The sequence below is a fragment of the Streptomyces sp. NPDC000075 genome, assembly GCF_040301925.1.
In the GTDB taxonomy this organism is placed as follows: Bacteria; Actinomycetota; Actinomycetes; order Streptomycetales; family Streptomycetaceae; genus Streptomyces; species Streptomyces polychromogenes.
In genome coordinates, this window is record NZ_JBEPFL010000060.1 from 1 (window position 1) to 16,605 (window position 16,605).

Annotated in this window: 15 protein-coding genes; 7 read left to right on the forward strand and 8 right to left on the reverse strand. The window is 74.9% G+C overall.

Annotated features, from left to right (window positions below; all coding sequences use genetic code 11):
• Window positions 1–110 precede the first annotated feature (110 nt).
• A complete protein-coding gene (locus ABT403_RS37655; protein ID WP_344170949.1) occupies window positions 111–677 on the reverse strand; it encodes a gamma carbonic anhydrase family protein in 567 nt (188 codons plus the stop codon).
• A 132-nt stretch (window positions 678–809) separates the two neighbouring features.
• Here ABT403_RS37655 and ABT403_RS37660 point away from each other — a divergent pair, with 132 nt between their 5' ends.
• On the forward strand, window positions 810–1,562 hold the full coding sequence (locus ABT403_RS37660) for an acyltransferase (RefSeq protein WP_344170952.1): 753 nt from the start codon (window positions 810–812) through the stop codon (window positions 1,560–1,562).
• A 52-nt stretch (window positions 1,563–1,614) separates the two neighbouring features.
• Here the strand turns inward: ABT403_RS37660 and ABT403_RS37665 are convergent, their stop codons facing one another.
• Window positions 1,615–2,481, reverse strand: a complete 867-nt coding sequence (locus tag ABT403_RS37665; RefSeq protein WP_344170955.1) for an EamA family transporter — start codon at window positions 2,479–2,481, stop codon at window positions 1,615–1,617.
• A gap of 107 nt (window positions 2,482–2,588) precedes the next feature.
• Here ABT403_RS37665 and ABT403_RS37670 point away from each other — a divergent pair, with 107 nt between their 5' ends.
• The gene (locus tag ABT403_RS37670) at window positions 2,589–3,179 is read left to right on the forward strand and encodes a helix-turn-helix domain-containing protein (RefSeq protein WP_344171025.1); all 591 of its coding nucleotides are present in this window, start codon (window positions 2,589–2,591) and stop codon (window positions 3,177–3,179) included.
• 23 nt (window positions 3,180–3,202) lie between these two features.
• Here the strand turns inward: ABT403_RS37670 and ABT403_RS37675 are convergent, their stop codons facing one another.
• A complete protein-coding gene (locus ABT403_RS37675) occupies window positions 3,203–3,610 on the reverse strand; it encodes a CoA-binding protein (RefSeq protein ID WP_344170958.1) in 408 nt (135 codons plus the stop codon).
• A gap of 126 nt (window positions 3,611–3,736) precedes the next feature.
• Between ABT403_RS37675 and ABT403_RS37680 the strand changes: the two genes are divergently transcribed.
• On the forward strand, window positions 3,737–4,015 hold the full coding sequence (locus ABT403_RS37680; protein ID WP_344170961.1) for a hypothetical protein: 279 nt from the start codon (window positions 3,737–3,739) through the stop codon (window positions 4,013–4,015).
• 83 nt (window positions 4,016–4,098) lie between these two features.
• A complete protein-coding gene (locus tag ABT403_RS37685; RefSeq protein WP_344170964.1) occupies window positions 4,099–4,728 on the forward strand; it encodes a YigZ family protein in 630 nt (209 codons plus the stop codon).
• 19 nt (window positions 4,729–4,747) lie between these two features.
• Here ABT403_RS37685 and ABT403_RS37690 read toward each other — a convergent pair whose 3' ends face one another.
• Window positions 4,748–6,070 (reverse strand): vanadium-dependent haloperoxidase, encoded by a 1,323-nt coding sequence (locus ABT403_RS37690; RefSeq protein ID WP_344170967.1) that lies wholly within the window; start codon window positions 6,068–6,070, stop codon window positions 4,748–4,750.
• Window positions 6,071–6,296: 226 nt separating this feature from the next.
• Between ABT403_RS37690 and ABT403_RS37695 the strand changes: the two genes are divergently transcribed.
• Window positions 6,297–7,478 carry an exonuclease SbcCD subunit D gene (locus tag ABT403_RS37695; RefSeq protein ID WP_344170970.1) on the forward strand — a complete coding sequence of 394 codons (1,182 nt, stop codon included), beginning with the start codon at window positions 6,297–6,299 and terminating at the stop codon, window positions 7,476–7,478.
• On the forward strand, window positions 7,475–10,486 hold the full coding sequence (locus tag ABT403_RS37700) for an AAA family ATPase (RefSeq protein WP_344170973.1): 3,012 nt from the start codon (window positions 7,475–7,477) through the stop codon (window positions 10,484–10,486). Before ABT403_RS37695 ends, ABT403_RS37700 begins: the two co-directional genes overlap by 4 nt.
• On the opposite strand, the gene ABT403_RS37705 is transcribed toward ABT403_RS37700, so the two are convergent.
• A complete protein-coding gene (locus tag ABT403_RS37705) occupies window positions 10,476–10,922 on the reverse strand; it encodes an Lrp/AsnC family transcriptional regulator (protein WP_344170976.1) in 447 nt (148 codons plus the stop codon). The genes ABT403_RS37700 and ABT403_RS37705 overlap by 11 nt on opposite strands.
• A 94-nt stretch (window positions 10,923–11,016) precedes the next feature.
• Here ABT403_RS37705 and ABT403_RS37710 point away from each other — a divergent pair, with 94 nt between their 5' ends.
• Entirely contained in the window at window positions 11,017–11,529 is a 513-nt protein-coding gene (locus ABT403_RS37710; protein ID WP_344170979.1) for a rhodanese-like domain-containing protein, read from the forward strand.
• Window positions 11,530–11,608: 79 nt separating this feature from the next.
• Here ABT403_RS37710 and ABT403_RS37715 read toward each other — a convergent pair whose 3' ends face one another.
• From ABT403_RS37715 to ABT403_RS37725, 3 genes are all read right to left on the reverse strand, one after another.
• Window positions 11,609–13,318, reverse strand: coding sequence for a DUF885 domain-containing protein (locus ABT403_RS37715; RefSeq protein WP_344170982.1), 1,710 nt, complete (start codon window positions 13,316–13,318; stop codon window positions 11,609–11,611).
• 35 nt (window positions 13,319–13,353) lie between these two features.
• A complete protein-coding gene (locus ABT403_RS37720) occupies window positions 13,354–14,754 on the reverse strand; it encodes a GNAT family N-acetyltransferase (protein WP_344170985.1) in 1,401 nt (466 codons plus the stop codon).
• Between the two features lie 110 nt (window positions 14,755–14,864).
• Window positions 14,865–16,463, reverse strand: a complete 1,599-nt coding sequence (locus tag ABT403_RS37725; RefSeq protein ID WP_425580361.1) for an alkaline phosphatase D family protein — start codon at window positions 16,461–16,463, stop codon at window positions 14,865–14,867.
• Between the last annotated feature and the right edge of the window lie 142 nt (window positions 16,464–16,605).

A 16,605-nucleotide genomic window follows, 5' to 3' on the forward strand; every position in this document is an offset into this window, starting at 1 on the left:
CTGACGTCCGGCCCCGGCGCGGCCGGGCTTCCGCGCCCCGGGGCGCGGGCCTACGGGTCCCGGGCCCGGCCCGCGTGCGCCGGGGCCCGGTCGCGCCGGCTGCCTTCCGGTCAGTCCTGCGGCAGCAGCGCGGCGCGGTGCTGCTTCGCCAGCTCCGTGTACATCGCGGCGTTCACCTTGATGTGCTCGCGCTCCTCCGCCGTGAGCTCCCGCCGCACCTTGGCCGGCACGCCCGCGACCAGGGAGCCGGGCGGGACGACCATGCCCTGCGGGACCAGGGCCTGCGCGGCAACCAGCGAACCGGCGCCGATCACGGCCCCGTTCAGCACGGTCGCGCCCATCCCGATCAGGCAGTCGTCCTCCACCGTGCAGCCGTGCACGACGGCGTTGTGGCCGATCGAGACCCGCTCGCCGACGGACACCGGGAAGCCGGGGTCCACGTGCAGCGTGCTGTTGTCCTGGACGTTGCTGTCGGCGCCGAGCGTGATCGGGCCGCAGTCGCCGCGCAGCACCGCCGAGTACCAGACGCTGGCGCCCGCGCCCAGGGTGACGTCGCCGACCACGACCGAGGTCGGGGCGGTGAAGGCCGTCGGGTCCACGGACGGCCGCCGGTCGCCCACGGCCGCGATGAGAGCGCCCTGGCCGGTCTGGCCCGGGTCGCCGGTCTGGTTCGTCATGATCGTTCCCTCTGTTTTCCGGATGCCGCGCTACCCGCACCGTAGGGCACGGCCCGCCCCGGGGCCGCGATGGGGTGAAGATCACAGGAACGCGGTCCGGACGTCCGGCGCGGGGCCCACTACCGTGGCCGGGTGCCGAAGAACCAGAACACGTTCTCATCCCTGGCGGCCCTGCGCCGCAGCGTCGCCAGCCGCGCGGTCCACGCCGGCTGGCGCTGGATGCAGCGGGCCGGCGCCGTCACCGCGCAGAACCCGGGCCGGCTGCGCTTCGGCGCGATCGGCGACGGCACCCGGCTCGCGTTCCCCCAGGGCACCGTCTTCGGCGAGCCCTGGATCCGGATGGGCGGGCACTGCATCATCGCCGAGCAGGTCACCCTGACCGCCGGGATGATGCCCGACCTCGACCTCGGGCCCGACCCCGTACTGGTCCTGGGCAACGGCGTCGTCCTCGGCCGCGGCAGCCACGTCATCGCCGACGCCCGCATCAGCATCGGCGACGACACCTTCTGCGGCCCCGGTGTCTACATCACCTCCACCAACCACAGCTACGACGACCCCCACGAGCCCGTCGGCAGGCAGTGGCCCCGCAGTGCCCCGGTGGAGATCGGGCCGGGCTGCTGGCTGGGCACGGGGGCGGTGATCCTCCCCGGGGCGAAGCTGGGCCGCAACGTCGTGGTGGCCGCGGGGGCCGTCGTACGGGGCGAGGTGCCCGACCACGCCGTGGTGGCGGGGGCCCCGGCCAAGATCGTGCGCCGCTGGGAGCCGGAGACGGGCTGGCAGCCGCCGCTGCGCACCCCGGCGCCGAGGCCGATCCCGGAAGGGGTGACCTCCGAGCAGCTGCGCGGGCTGGCCGGGCTGGTGGAGGCGGAGCAGGAGCCGGCTTAGGCCGGCCCTTCCGGATCCCGCCGGGCGTCGCGGGCCCGGTCCGCTGCGAGACCTAGCCCGCCGCGAGGAGGACCGTGCCCGCCAGGGCCAGGCCGGCGCCGGCCGCCTGGACGCCGCGCAGGCGTTCCTTGAGCACGGCGAAGGCGGCCAGGGCGGTGATCACGGGGTACAGCGAGGAGAGCACGGCGGCCACCGTGACGGGGCCGTTCTGCGCGGCGATCGAGTAGGTGCCGTTGGCCGCGACGTCCGCCAGGCCCACGAAGGCGAGCGCCGGCAGCAGCCCCCACAGGATCCGCGGGCCGCTGCCCTCCGGCAGCGCCGGGACCCCGCGCCGGGTCTGCGCCCACAGCGCGGCCCCGCCGACGGCCACGTTGGTGACCCGCTGGACGAGGAGGGCGAGGAACAGCCCGGTGACGGTGGTGGAGGCCTCGGAGATCAGGGCCATCACCGCGCCGAACCCGAAGGCCGCGATCAGGGTCAGGATCACCGCCTGCCGCTGCACGGGCGCTCCGCGCAGCTCGGGGCCGCCCGCGAGGACGATGCCGACGACGGCCACCGCGATGCCCGCGAACTGGCCCGCCCCGGGCCGCTCGCCGAGCAGCAGCCCCACGCCGACCGGCACGACCACGCCCACGGAGCCCAGCGGCGAGACCACGCCCATCGGGCCCAGGGCCAGCGCCTTGTAGAAGCTGAGCATGGCCGCCGGGCCGACGAGGCCCGCCGCCACCGCGAACCACAGCTGCGGTCCGGCCTCGTGCCAGGCGCCCGTGGCGATGACCACGGAGCCGAGCACGAGGACGGCGGCGATCTGCGAGACCACGACCACCGTGAGCGCCGGCAGGCGCCGCGTGAGCAGCCCGCCGCCGAAGTCGGCGAGGCCCCACAGCACGGCTGTGGCCAGGGCGAAGAGGGCGGTCATGGCAGGACCTCGCAGTACAGTGCGGTGAACGGTGGAGTGCAGCATCGAATACACCGCAGGTTAGTTCAGTCTGTTGAACTGTGTCATCCAAAATATTGGACGGAATGGTGTCGGATCTCGAACAGCTCACCCAGGCGCTCGCCCGGAACCTCAAGCGGTGGCGCGGGGAGCGCGGCTTCACCCTGGACGCCCTCGCGGCCCGCGCGGGGGTCAGCCGAGGCATGATCATCCAGATCGAGCAGGCCCGTACGAACCCGAGCGTGGGCACGACGGTCAAACTGGCCGACGCCCTCGGTGTGAGCATCACCACCCTGCTGGACCACGACCGCAGCCCTCAGGTGCACGTGGTGCTCCCGGGGCAGGGGGTGCGGATGTGGTCCAGCACCCCCGGCAGCGAGGCGCGCATGCTCCTCGGCGACGACCGGCGCGGGCCGGTGGAGATGTGGACCTACCGGCTGGAGCCCGGCGACGGCACGGCCTCCGACCCGCACCCGGCCGGGACGTTCGAGATGCTCCACGTCACGGCCGGGGAGCTGACGCTGGAGATCGCCGACGACCGGCACGTGGTGCCGGCGGGCGGGGCCGTCTCCTTCGAGGCGAACGTCCCGCACGCCTACCGCAACGAGGGCGCGGAGGCGATGGAGATGACGATGGCCGTGTCCATCCCGCCCGTACGGGGGGCCGAGGCCCACCGCTGACGGACGCCGGGGGACTACCGGGACTACCGCAGGGCGGGGATCTCGATGGCGGGGCAGCGGTCCATGACCATCTCCAGCCCGGCCTCGCGGGTCCGCGCGTAGGCGGCCTCGTCGATCACGTTCAGCTGGAACCAGACGGCCTCGGCACCGGCGGCGACCGCCTCGTCCGCGACCTTGCCGGCCAGCGTGCTGTTCACGAACACGTCCACCACGTCCACCTTGAAGGGGATCGCCTCCAGCGAGGGGTAGCCCTGCTCGCCGTGCACCGTCTCCGCCTTCGGGTGGACCGGCACCACGCGCTTGCCGAACCGCTGGAGGACCCTGGCCACCCCGTAGGCCGCCCGGTCCTCGTTGTTGGACAGTCCGACCACGGCCCAGGTGTCACCGAGTTCGGTGAGGATCCTGCGGATGGTCTCCTGGTCGCCGTACACGTGTGCCGCCTCCTGCTGCCGCCTGGTCCACCGGGTGCTTCCGCCGGATCAACGCGAAGGACACCTGTCCGATTCCCCGTAGACTCCCCGGCGGTCGTGTGATCGAGGGGATCGAGGGGGGTGGACGTGCGGACGGGAGCCGTGTTCTCGGTGGAGCGGGTCTTCGACATCAAGGGGCGGGCGGGCCTGCCGGTGGTAGGGGTGGTCCGGGAGGGTCTGATCAAGGTCGGGACGGTGCTGCGCGACCGGGAGACCGCACGGGCCGTGCGGGTGACCGGCATCGAGATCTGTTTCAGCGGGGGAGAGTCCGGAGCGGCGACCCTGATCGTGGACCGCCGCGACGCCGGGAACGTCCGGGAAGGCGCCGAGCTGGTCGCCGACTCCACCGCCTCCCCGGCCGGCTGAAGCCGGGATCCGCCGCCGGTACCCGTGCGGGCCGGTCCCCGTGCGGGCCGGGACCGCTCCCGGCCACGGCTTAGGGTGGAACGGTGAAGGCAGACCAGTACGTGACGGTGGCCCGCGAGGGGTCGCACGAGTCAGAGATCAACCGCTCGCGCTTCCTGTGCTCGCTCGCGCCCGCCGCGACCGAGCGGGAGGCGCAGGAGTTCATCGCGCGCATCCGCCGCGAGCACCCCACCGCCACGCACAACTGCTTCGCCTACGTGATCGGCGCCGACGCCTCCGTCCAGAAGGCCAGCGACGACGGGGAGCCGGGCGGCACTGCCGGCGTGCCCATGCTCCAGATGCTGACCCGGCGCGACATCCGCTACGCGGTCGCCGTCGTCACCCGCTACTACGGCGGCGTCAAGCTCGGCGCGGGCGGGCTGATCCGCGCCTACGGCGGCGTCGTCGGCGAGGCCCTCGACGCGCTCGGCACCGTCACCCGCCACCGCTACCGGCTGGCCACCGTCACCGTCGACCACCAGCGGGCCGGCAAGACGCAGAACGACCTGCGCTCCACCGGCCGCGCGGTCCTGGACGTGCGCTACGGGGAGGCCGTCTCCATCGAGATCGGCCTCCCCGAGGCGGACGTGGACTCCTTCCGGGCCTGGCTGAACGACGTCACCGCCGGGACCGCCGGGTTCGAGCTCGGCGGAGAGGCCTACGGCGAGGGCTGAACCTCCGTGCGCGGGCCGGTCAGAGGCGGCCGGACAGCAGCCTGTCCGCGTGGCGCAGCGCGTACCGGCCGACCGTCTCGCCGAGCCGGGCGCCCGCCTCGTCGGCGGTGCGGCTGTGGATCCCCGAGTACACCCGGGCGTCCACGTTGTCGCGGGTGAGCTGGTCCCAGCCCGTGTAGGCGCGGCGCACGCCCGGCGCGGTCGGGCTGGTCAGGTCGAAGGGCTCCGTCACCGGCCCGGCGAGGGCGTCCAGCACCGCCTGCGCGGCGCCCGCGTAGGTGGCGTGGCCGCTGGGGTAGTCGGGGTGGGCCGGGGTGTTGTGCAGCGGGCGCCAGGCCGGGTCCGTGCCGATCGAGCCCGTACGGATCGCCGTCACCGGCCGCCAGCGGACGTACGTGTACTTGCTGTCGGAGGTCGCGATCTGCGTGTCGACGGACGCGGCGTGGAAGAGCGCGAGCAGCGCCGCCCGGTCGGCGGTCGAGCCGTGCGAGCGGGCCACGGCCACCCGCAGCGCGTCCGTGTAGAGGGTCAGCGAACCGCTGTACCAGAAGTTCGCCGTCTCCGTCTGCTGCGGCGAGCGCACCGCGCTGTCGGCGGCGCCGTACGCACGCACCTCCTCCAGATCGGCCCGGTAGCGGTCGGAGTCCAGGGCGGGCGGGGGACCCAGCCGGAACTGGTCGGCGCGCTCCAGCAGGAAGGGCCTGGCCAGCCGGTTCCCGTACTGGATGGCGGGCGCGTAGCCGTCCGGGGTCGGCTGCCAGATCCCCGGGGCGGCCGGGGGGACAGGGAAGGGCGTGTTCGAGGAGGCCGGGTCGAGGCCGTCACCGGCCCGGGCGGCGAGCACCGCCCTGGCCTGACGGGCTCCGGCGGCCACCCCCCGGTCCTCGGCCGGCCCGTCCGGGATCCCGGCGAGGGTGGCGGCGAGGGCCGTGTCCAGGTCGTTCTTGCGGGAGGGGGCGAGGGCGGCCAGCACGTCGTGGACGGCGGAGGCGACGGCCGCGTCCTGGAACCGGCCGCGGGACGGGCCGCCGCCGGGGGCCTCGCGGGCGGCCCGGGCGGCGGCGATCCAGCCGACGGCCCAGGTGCGGCTGTTGGTGATCTGCGTCGGGGCGGCCGTGGCGGCGACGGTCCGCGCGGTGACGTCGTACCAGTCGAGCACCACCGCACCGGTCCCGGCCGGCGCCGGCCGGACGGGCGCGGCGGCCGAGGGGACGGCGGCGGTCAGCGCGAGCAGCGCCGCGCAGCCGGCGGCGAGCAGAGCGGGACGGGTACGGGAGGGACGGGGCGGCGTCCGGCGGGCGGGGCCCGGAACCGGTGCGTGGGAAGGGCGCGGGAGCGGCATGCGGCGAAGCTAGCGACCGGCCGCGACGCCCGACAAGGACGCGGAGCCGCCACCGGGTTCCCGCCACGGAACGTTGTCACCGCCGCCACGGCCCCGTAACGGAGCGGGCCCTTTTCCCCCGTGGGCCGGGGCGGCCGCGCGGACGGGTTACCGTGGATGGCCGACGCGCGGGGCTGTCGGCGCGGAAGTCGTGGAGGAGAGCGGGCGTGCGGGTCGGAGCGGTCGAGTGAAGTTCCTGCACACCTCCGACTGGCACCTGGGCCGGTCCTTCCACCGCGTCAACCTGCTCGGGGCCCAGGCCGCCTTCGTCGACCACCTCGTCGAGGCCGTGCGCGAGCACGGGGTCGACGCCGTCCTCGTCGCCGGCGACGTCTACGACCGGGCCGTGCCCCCGCTGCCCGCCGTCGAGCTCTACGACCGCGCGCTGCACCGCCTCGCCGACCTCGGCGTGCCCACCGTGATGATCTCCGGCAACCACGACTCCGCCCGCCGCCTCGGCGTCGGCGCCGGACTCATCGGCCGGGCCGGGATCCACCTCAGGACCGACCCGGCCGGCTGCGCCGACCCCGTGGTGCTCGCCGACGCCCACGGCGACGTGGCCCTGTACGGGCTGCCGTACCTGGAACCGGCCCTGGTCAAGGACGAGTTCGCGGCGGAGAAGGTCAGCCACGAGGCCGTCCTCGGCGCGGCCATGGACCGCGTCCGCGCGGACCTCGCCGGCCGGCCCGAGGGCACCCGCTCGGTCGTGCTCGCGCACGCCTTCGTCACCGGCGGGCAGGCCAGTGACAGCGAGCGCGACATCGCCGTCGGCGGGGTCGAGGCCGTACCCGCCTCCGTCTTCGACGGCGTGGACTACGCGGCCCTCGGCCACCTCCACGGCTGCCAGACGATCAACGAACGGGTCCGCTACTCCGGTTCCCCGCTCGCCTACTCCTTCTCCGAGGCCGACCACCGCAAGACCATGTGGCTGGTCGAGCTCGGCCCGGCCGGGGAGATCACCGCCGAGCGGCTCGACACCCCCGTCCCCCGCCCCCTCGCCCGGCTGCGCGGCCGCCTGGAGGACCTCCTGGACGACCCCGCGCTCAGCGGACGCGAGGACAGCTGGATCGAGGCCGTCCTCACCGACCCCGTGCGCCCCCAGGACCCCATGGCCCGGCTCACCGCCCGCTTCCCCCACACCCTCAGCCTCGCCTTCGAACCCGAGGGCCGCGAGGAGGACGACGCCGCCTCCTACGCCCAGCGCCTGCGCGGCCGCAGCGACCAGGAGATCGCCGAGGACTTCGTCGCCCACGTCCGCGTCGGCGCCGCCGCCGACGACGCCGAACGGGCCGTCCTGCGCGGCGCCTTCGACGAGGTCCGCGTCCGGGCCGCGTCCTTCGAGGACGGCCGTCAGGAGAGCACCCGATGAGGCTGCACCGGCTGCGGGTCACCGCCTTCGGCCCCTTCGCCGCACCCCAGGACATCGACTTCGACGCCCTGTCCGCCGCCGGGATCTTCCTGCTGCACGGCCCCACCGGCGCCGGCAAGACCTCCGTGCTCGACGCCGTCTGCTACGCCCTCTACGGCTCCGTCCCCGGCTCCCGCCAGGCCCCCGGCACCACCCTGCGCAGCGATCACGCCGCCCCGGGCACGCCGACCGAGGTCACCCTCGAACTCACCGCAGGCGGCCGCCGCCTGGAGATCACCCGGCGCCCCGAACAGGACCGGCCCAAGAAGCGCGGCACCGGCACCACCAAGGACAAGGCCCAGTCCCGGCTGCGCGAGCACACGGCCGAGGGCTGGACCGCCCTCAGCCGCTCCCACCAGGAGATCGGCGAGGAGATCGAACAGCTCCTCGGTATGAGCCGCGAGCAGTTCTGCCAGGTGGTCCTCCTCCCGCAGGGCGAGTTCGCCCAGTTCCTGCGCGCCGGCGCCGAGGCCCGCGGCCGGCTCCTCGGCCGGCTCTTCGACACCCGCCGCTTCGCCGCCGTCGAGACCCTGCTCGCCGAACGCCGCCGGGCTGCCGAGGCCAAGGTGCGGGCCGGCGACGAGAAGGTCCTCGCCGCCGCCCAGCGCCTCGCCCAGGCCGCCGGGGACAGCGCCGACCTGCGGGCCTGGCCGCTCCCCGCCCACCAGCCGGGCGACCCCGGCCTCGCCGACGCCGTCCGCGCCTGGGCGGCCGTCGCCCGCTGCTCCGCCCGCGAGCGGCTCACCGTCGCCGAGTACGCCCTCGCCGCCGCCGAGGGCCGGCACGCCGCGGCCCGGCGCGCCGCCGAGGAGGCCCGGGAACTCGACCGGCTCCAGCGCCGCCACGCCGAGACCGCCCGCCGGGCCGAGCTGCTGGCGCAGGCCGCGCCGGAGCGGGAACGGGTGCGCGAGCTGCTGGACCGGGCCCGCCGGGGCGCCCTGGTGGCCCCCGCCCTGGAGCTGCGCGGGGCCGCGGCCGCCGCCCACCTCACCGCCGCGCACGCCGAGACCCTCGCCCGGGCGGAGCTGCCCCCCGCCCTCGCCGGGGCCGGCACCGAGCAGCTCGGTGCCGTCGAGCAGCGGCTGCGCGAGGACCTCGGCGCGGCCGGCGCCGCCCAGCGGGCGGAACAGCGCAGCGCCGAGATCGGCCGCGAGCGCGCCACGCTGGAGCGGGAGTCCCGCGACGCCGAAGAGCAGCACCAGGAGTCCGCCGAGTGGCTGGCCCGCTGGGAGGCCACCCGGGCCGCCCTCCAGGAGCGGGTCGACGCCGCCCAGCAGTCCCTCACCCTCGCCGAACAGCTCGCCGCCCGGCTGGAGCCCGCCCGGGCCCAGCTGGCCGCCGCCCGGCGCCGCGACGCCCTCGCCGCCGACGCCGGAGCCGCCGCCCGGGAGCTGGACGCCGTGCGCGAGGAGTCGTACGCCGCGAAGGAGCGCTGGCTGGAGCTGAAGGAGGCCCGGCTGCGCGGGATCGCCGCCGAGCTGGCCGCCGCCCTGACCTCCGGGGAGCCCTGCACGGTGTGCGGCTCGCCGGAGCACCCCGCGCCGGCCCGCCCCGCCCCCGGGCACGTGGACCGGGCCGCCGAGGACGCCGCCCACGCCCGCTACGAGCAGGCCGAGGAGCGCCGGGCCGCCGTCGAACGCCGGCTCGCCGCCGTCCGGGAGGCCGAGGCCGAGGCGGCCGGCGCCGCCGGTGACGCCACCACCGCCGAACTCCTCGCCCTCACCGGCGACCTGAGCGCCCGCCACGCCGCCGCCCACGCCGAGGCCGCCGGACTCCACACCGCCCGCGAACACCTCGCCCGCGCCGAGCGGGAGCACGAGGCGCGCAGTTCCGACCGGCTCGAAGCCGAACGCCGGGCCGCCGCCCGGGCCTCCCGGCGCGAGGCCCTCGACGAGGAGCAGGCCGCCCTCGAAGCCGAACTCGTCCTGGTACGGGGCGACTCGCCCAGCGTCGCGGCCCGCGCCCGCACCCTGGAGGACCGCATCCGGATGGTCACCACGGCCGCCGCCGCGCTGCGCCGGGCCGAGACCACCGCCGCGCGCCTCAAGGAGGCCGACGATCAGCTCGCCGACGCCGCCTTCAAGGCAGGCTTCGACACCACCGACGCGGCCGCCGACGCCGTGCTCCCCGAGTACGAACGCACCGCCCTCCAGCACCGCGCGGACGCCTGGCAGGCCGAGGAGGCCATGCTCGCCGACCGCCGCGCCGAGGCCGACACCGCCGCGGCCGCCGCCCTGCCCCCGGCCGACCCCGCCGCCGCCGAGGCCGCCGCGGAACGGGCCGCCGCCCGGCTGCGCGCCGCCGGCTCGGCCGTGGACGCCGCCCGGGTCCGCTGCGCCGAGCTGGACCGGCTGTCGCGGCAGGCGGAACACGAGCTGCGCGCCCTGGGCCCGCTGCGCGAGGCGTACGAGCGGGTGGCCCGCCTCGCCGGGCTCACCGCGGGCACCTCCGCCGACAACGAGCGCAAGATGCGGCTGGAGTCGTACGTGCTGGCCGCCCGGCTGGAACAGGTCGCCGCCGCCGCGACCGTACGCCTGCTGCGCATGTCCGGCGGCCGCTACACCCTGGTCCACTCCGACGCCCGGGCGGGCGGGCGCGGGCGCTCCGGCCTGGGGCTGCACGTGCTGGACGCCTGGACCGGCAGCGAGCGGGACACCGCCACCCTCTCCGGCGGCGAGACCTTCTTCGCCTCGCTCGCCCTCGCCCTGGGGCTGGCCGACGTGGTCACCGACGAGGCGGGCGGCATGCGGCTGGACACCCTCTTCATCGACGAGGGCTTCGGCAGCCTCGACGACCAGGCCCTGGACGAGGTCCTCGACGTACTGGACTCGCTGCGCGAACGCGACCGCAGCGTGGGCATCGTCAGCCACGTCGGCGACCTGCGCACCCGGGTCCAGGCCCAGCTGGAGATCGTCAAGCAGCGCGGCGGCTCGGTGGTGCGCCACCGGACGGCGGGCGTCACGGACTGAGCGGCCGCCGGGCCAGCGGGGACGAGTACACGATGCTGGTGGTCACCGGGCCCAGCCCGGCGATCCGGCCCGTGACCTCCTCCAGGTGTCCCATGGAGCGGGCGGCCACCTTGAGCACGAAGCAGTCGTCTCCCGTGACGTGGTGGGCCTCCAGGATCTCGGAGGTCGCCTCCAGGAAGTCGTGGAACGGCTTGTAGTTGCCGTGCGGATAGCGCAGCCGCACCAGCGCCATGATCGCCTTGCCGAGCTTCTCGTGATCGACGACGGCTGTGTAGCCGGTGATGATCCCGGCCTCCTCCATGCGGCGGACCCGTTCGGTGACGGCGCTCGCGGACATCGAGACGGCGCGGGCGAGTTCGGTGTAGCTGGCCCGGCCGTCCTGCTGGAGGGCCGCCAGGATGCGCCAGTCGGTGGCGTCGGGGGAATAGCCGGTCATGGCCCAGATCTAGCAGGGGATTCCCCGGCGGAACAAGCCGAAAGCCGGGGAATCCCACTTCCCGGGCTGATCAACTGTTCGTAGATTTTGAGCCATGACGACGACGAACCACACGACCGCCCCCGCCACCGCCAACCCCGTCCTGCGGGTCCCCCCGGCCAGCCCGGCCGCGGCCGCCGCCTACTTCGCGGCCAGCCTCGCCTTCCACGCGGACGTGTCCGACGTCGCCGCCGCCTTCAAGGCCCACCGTGAGCAGGGCGCCGAACTCGGCTTCCAGCTGATCGACTCCCGCTCCACCCCGTCCTGGGACCAGGCCCACGTGCCCGGCGCGATCCACCTGCCCACCGCGCTCATCCCCGAACAGGCCGAGCTGCTCCTCGACAAGAACGTCCCCGTGGTCACCTACTGCTGGGGCCCCGGCTGCAACGGCGCCACCCGCTCGGCCCTCGCCCTGGCCGAACTCGGCTTCCAGGTCAAGGAGATGCTCGGCGGCATCGAGTACTGGATCCGCGAGGGCTTCGAGGTCGAGACCTGGCAGGGCACGCAGCGGCGCGACGGGGCCGACCCGCTGACGGCCCCGACCGACTCGGACGACTGCGGCTGCTGACACCGCCCGCCGCACGACGACGGCCGCCCGCCCCCTTTCGTGAGGGGGCGGGCGGCCGTCGTCGCGCACGGAGGGGGGATCAGAGCCGCGAGAGCTCGTCCACCAGGTCGTCCAGGCCCAGCGAACCCTGCGACAGCGCCGCCATGTGCCAGGCCTTCAGGTCGAAGGACTCCCCGCGCGCGGCGCGGGCGTTGTCCCGGCCCAGCAGCCAGGCGCGCTCGCCCAGCTTGTAGCCGATCGCCTGACCCGGCATCGACAGGTAGCGGGTCACCTCGCTCTCGATGAAGTCCGCCGGCCGGCCGCTGTGCATGCCGAAGAACTCCTGAGCCAGGTCCACCGTCCAGCGCTCACCCGGGTGGAACGGCGAGTCCGCCGGGATCTCCAGCCCCAGGTGCATGCCGATGTCCACGATCACGCGCGCGGCGCGCATCATCTGGCAGTCCAGGTAGCCCAGGCGCTGCTCGGCGTCCTTGAGGTAGCCCAGCTCGTCCATCAAGCGCTCGGCGTAGAGGGCCCAGCCCTCGCAGTTGGCGCTGACCCAGCCGACGGTGGCCTGGTAGCGCGACAGCTGGTCGGCCACGTGCGTCCACTGCGCCAGCTGGAGGTGGTGGCCGGGAACGCCCTCGTGGTACCAGGTGGAGACCAGGTCGTACACCGGGAAGCGGGTCTGCCCCATGGTGGGCAGCCAGGTGCGGCCCGGGCGGGAGAAGTCCTCCGAGGGGTTGGTGTAGTACGGGGCCGCCGCGCCGCCCGAGGGGGCGATCTTGGACTCGACCCGCTTGACCCGCTCGGCGAGTTCGAAGTGGGTGCCGTCGAGGTTCTCGATGGCCTCGTCCATCAGGCCCTGGAGCCAGGCCTGGACCTCGTCCACGCCCTCGATGTGGGTGCCGTGCTCGTCCAGGTGGCGCAGCACGTTCCACGGGTTCGGCTCGTCCGGGAGGATCTTGGCCGACTCGGCCTTCATCTCGCCGAGCAGGCGGTGGTACTCGGACCAGCCGTAGGCGTACGCCTCGTCCAGGTCCAGGTCCGTGCCGTTGAAGTAGCGCGACCAGCGGGCGTAGCGCTCGCGGCCCACCGGGTCCGGGGCGTCCGCGACGGCCGGGGCGTACACGTCCCGCATCCAGTCGCGCAGTCCGGCCACGGCCTCGGTCGCGGCGGCGGCCGCCGCGTCCAGCTCGGCGCGCAGGGACTCGGGTCCGGCGGAGGCGAACTCCCCGAAGAAGTCCCGCTCGCCGTCACCGTCCTGGCCGGCCCAGGTGGTGAGCTGGCCGATGAAGGTGGCGGTGGGGCGGGGGCCGCCGAGGAGCCCGCGCTCCAGGCCGAGGGCGAGGCTCTCGCGGTAGCCGGCGAAGGCGGCCGGCACGGCGCGCAGCCGCTCCGCGATCGCGGCCCAGTCCTCCTCGGTGTCGGCCGGGGTGAGGGTGAAGACCTCGCGGATCTCGTGCGCCGGGGAGTGGATGTTGCTGACGGCGCGCAGGTCCTCGTCGGCCTCGTGGACCGCGAGTTCGGCGTTCAGCCGCTCGCGCAGCAGACGGCCGCAGCGGCGCTCGGCGTCCGCGTCGGCGCCGGGCAGCAGTTCGGCCGCGTCGAGCCGGGCGAGGGTCTCGCGCGAGAGCCGGGCGGCCTCCGCCCGGCCGGCGGGCGAGAAGTCCGGGAGCTTGCCCGAGCTGGCGGCGACACCGAGGTAGGTGCCGGTGATCGGGTTGATGGCGATGAGCTCGTCGACGTAGGCGTCGGCGACCTGGCGGGGCAGGAGAGCTGCGCTGTCACCGTGGAGGGTCTCTGGCATGCGCACATCTTCGTATGAGCGACACCCCTACGTCATCACCATACGGGCTTGTTCTCCTGACGGAGAACGGATTCCGCACGCTTGAGGGCCTTGGCCGGCTCCAGCCGGGCCGTGATCACCAGGGTGCCCTCCTCGATCTGGTAGTCCAGGGGCAGGCCCAGGCCGCGCATGGCGGCGACCATGCCGGTGTTGGAGGCCTGGGTGACGGCGTACACGCTGTCGGAGCCGGCCTCCACGGCCATCGCCAGCAGTCGGCGCAGGAGTTCCGAACCGATGCCCCGGCGCTGCCATTCGTCCTCGATGAGCAGCGCGACCTCGGTCTCGTCCCCGTCCCACAGCAGGTGGCCGAGGGCGACGAGCCGGCCGGAGGCGGTGGTGGCGGCCAGGGTGCGGCCGAAGCGGGGGCTGAGCAGGTGGCCGAGGTAGCGGTCGGCGTCGGCGACCGGGCCGTGGTAGCGCAGGGCGAGGGTGCGGTCGCTGCACCGCTCGTGCATGGCGCGGGCGGCCGCCAGGTCGGTGCCGTCGGCGCGGCGCACCGTGATCTCGTTGCCCTCGGGGAGGGTCAGCACGTCCTGGCTCCGCGGGACGCGGGGGCCGAGGCGCGCGTCGAGCTCGACGAGGGCGCGGGCGCGGGCGAACTCGGTCGGGGTGAAGGGCAGGTAGGGGCGCTCCACGGTGATCGCACCGCCCGACGGGTCGCGCAGCCGCATCACCGTGGCCTCCAGGACGCCCTCGACGGGAGCGTCCCCGCCCGCGTTGGGGCGGCCCGAGAGGGTGGTGGCGGGGATCGACTGGATGGTGCAGCGGCCGAGCAGCTGGCGCAGGGCGAGGGGGAGTTCGGCGGCGTCCAGGGCGGTGCGGGTGGCCAGGCCCAGGACCCGGGTGGGGGTGTCCACCAGGTCGTGGGCGTCGGCGCGCTCGATCCAGGTGCTGCGGCCTCCGGCCCGGGCGACGGCCCGGGTCAGGTCGGCCGTGGCCAGGCGCTGGGGGGAGCGCAGCAGGAACTCGTCGACGGTGCCGCCCTCGGGGAGGGGATGGGTCTGCAGGGTCAGGATGTCCACACCGGCCCGCGCCAGGGCGGTGCACAGCGAGGCGAGGCTGCCGGGCTCGTCGCGCACCGTCGTCCGCATCCGCCAGAGGGCCCCGGCCGCAGGCGCTTCCGCCGGCGCCGTGAGGGGCGCGGCGGCGGGCGCCGTGGGCCCCGGCGGCGCATGGCTGTGACGGCGGGCCCACCAGGTGTGGAAGCCCGCCGTGACCAGCAGCGCGACGGCCGAGGCGACCAGCAGGAGCGGGCCGCTCGGACCGTGCGCGACGAGGTTGGCGATGCCGTCGGCGACCGCGACGGCGCAGAAGAGGGCGGCGAGTTCGACGAGGTCCCGGCGCCAGTGGTGGCGGTGGGGGTGCTGGGCGGCGGAGGCGTGGCTACGGTCAGTCATGCACACCACTGTGGCGCTCGGGTGTTGCGTGATCACGAACGATCTGTGACCGACTGGTTAAGCGTCGCTCTGGCAGGTTTCTCCCGTTTTTCCGGCCGGTTCCCCTGCTTTCAGGACTGTTCGACGCGGCCGGGCTGAAGGACCCGGGTGAAGAGTACGCCACCTCCCTGGCGGCGCAACCGCACCGTGAGCTCCCCGCTGTCGCCGTCGATCTCCACCTCGCCGTAGTACGGGGGGTTCTCCGCCGGGGACATGTTGGCGACCGGCGCCGACTGGACGTACGCGGTACGCGGCCCGAAGGTCGCGTCCAGCCGGCCGGCCGGGAAGCCGCCCGCGCCGACCGGGCCGGAGACGAACTCCCAGAACGGTGCGAAGTCCGAGAAGGCCGCGCGCTCGGGGGCGTAGTGGTGGGCGGCGGTGTAGTGGACGTCGGCGGTGAGCCAGAGGGTGCCCGTGATGTGCCGGTGCTTGATGTGGCGCAGCAGGTCGGCGATCTGGAGCTCGCGCCCGAGCGGGGCCCCGGGGTCGCCCTGGGCCACCGCCTCGAAGTCCGTCGCCCCGTCCGGGACCACGATGCCCAGCGGCATGTCGGCCGCGATCACCTTCCAGGTGGCCCGGGAGCGCGAGAGCTCCCGCTTGAGCCAGGCCAGCTGCTCGGTGCCGAGGATGCCGACGGGGTCGTCGCTCTGGCGGCCGGGGGAGTTGGCGTCGCGGTAGGTGCGCATGTCGAGCACGAACACGTCCAGCAGCGGGCCGTGCCGCAGCACCCGGTACATCCGGCCCTCGGCGCGCCCGCCGCGCAGGTCGGTCACGGGGAAGTACTCGCCGAAGGCCTGGCGGGCGCGGGCCGCGAGGGTGTCCACGTCCTTGACGGTGTACCGCGGGTCGTCCAGCAGCTGGCCCGGGTACCAGTTGTTGCGCACCTCGTGGTCGTCCCACTGGGCGAGGACGGGGACCTGGGAGTAGAACTCGCGCAGGTTGTGATCGAGCAGGTTGTAGCGGAAGTTCCCGCGGAACTCGGCGAGGGTCTCGGCGACCTTGGCCTTCTCCTCGGTGGTGACGTTGTGCCAGACGCGGCCGTCGGGCAGCGGCACGGCGGCCTTCAGCGGTCCGTCGGCGTAGACGGTGTCCCCGCTGAAGAGGAAGAAGTCGGGGTCGCGCAGACGCATCTCGTCGAAGACGCGGTAGCCGCCCAGCTCGGGGTTGATGCCCCAGCCCTGGCCCGCCAGGTCCCCGGACCACAGGAAGCGCACGTTCTGGCGGCGGGAGACGGGGGTGGTGCGGAAGCTGCCGCGCACCGGCTCGCCGCAGCGGCGGGGGTCCTCGGGGTCGGTGAGCACCACCCGGTAGTGGATCCGCCGGCCGGGCGGCAGGTCCCGCAGGGTGGTGGTGCCGGTGAAGTCGGTGGCGGGGCCGAGGAAGGGGCCGCCGTGGCGGTGGACGCCGTAACGGAACGATTCGCTCGGGGAGGTCTCGACGTACATCCGCGCCGGCCGGTCCGACCGCGTCCAGACGGTGGCCGAGTGGGCGGTGATCTCGCCGGACTGGACGCCCCAGAGGGCGGCCGGGCGGCCGGACCGGATGAAGGCGGGGACCCGGGGGGAGGCGGCCAGCGTGGGCGCGGCGAGCGCCGTGGACAGGGCCAGGCCCACCGGGAGGGCGAGGGATCCGCCGAGCAGGGACCGTCGGGTGTGCGGCATCGAGGCCATGGGTGCGTCTCCAGGGACGGCAGGGGGGATGGCCGGACCAGTGTGCCGTCGCACACCGGACCGGCCGGGTCGCCCATGCGAACCGTGGATGAACACCCGTCAGCCGATCACGGCCCCGGGCACCCGCCGCCCGCTCTCCCGG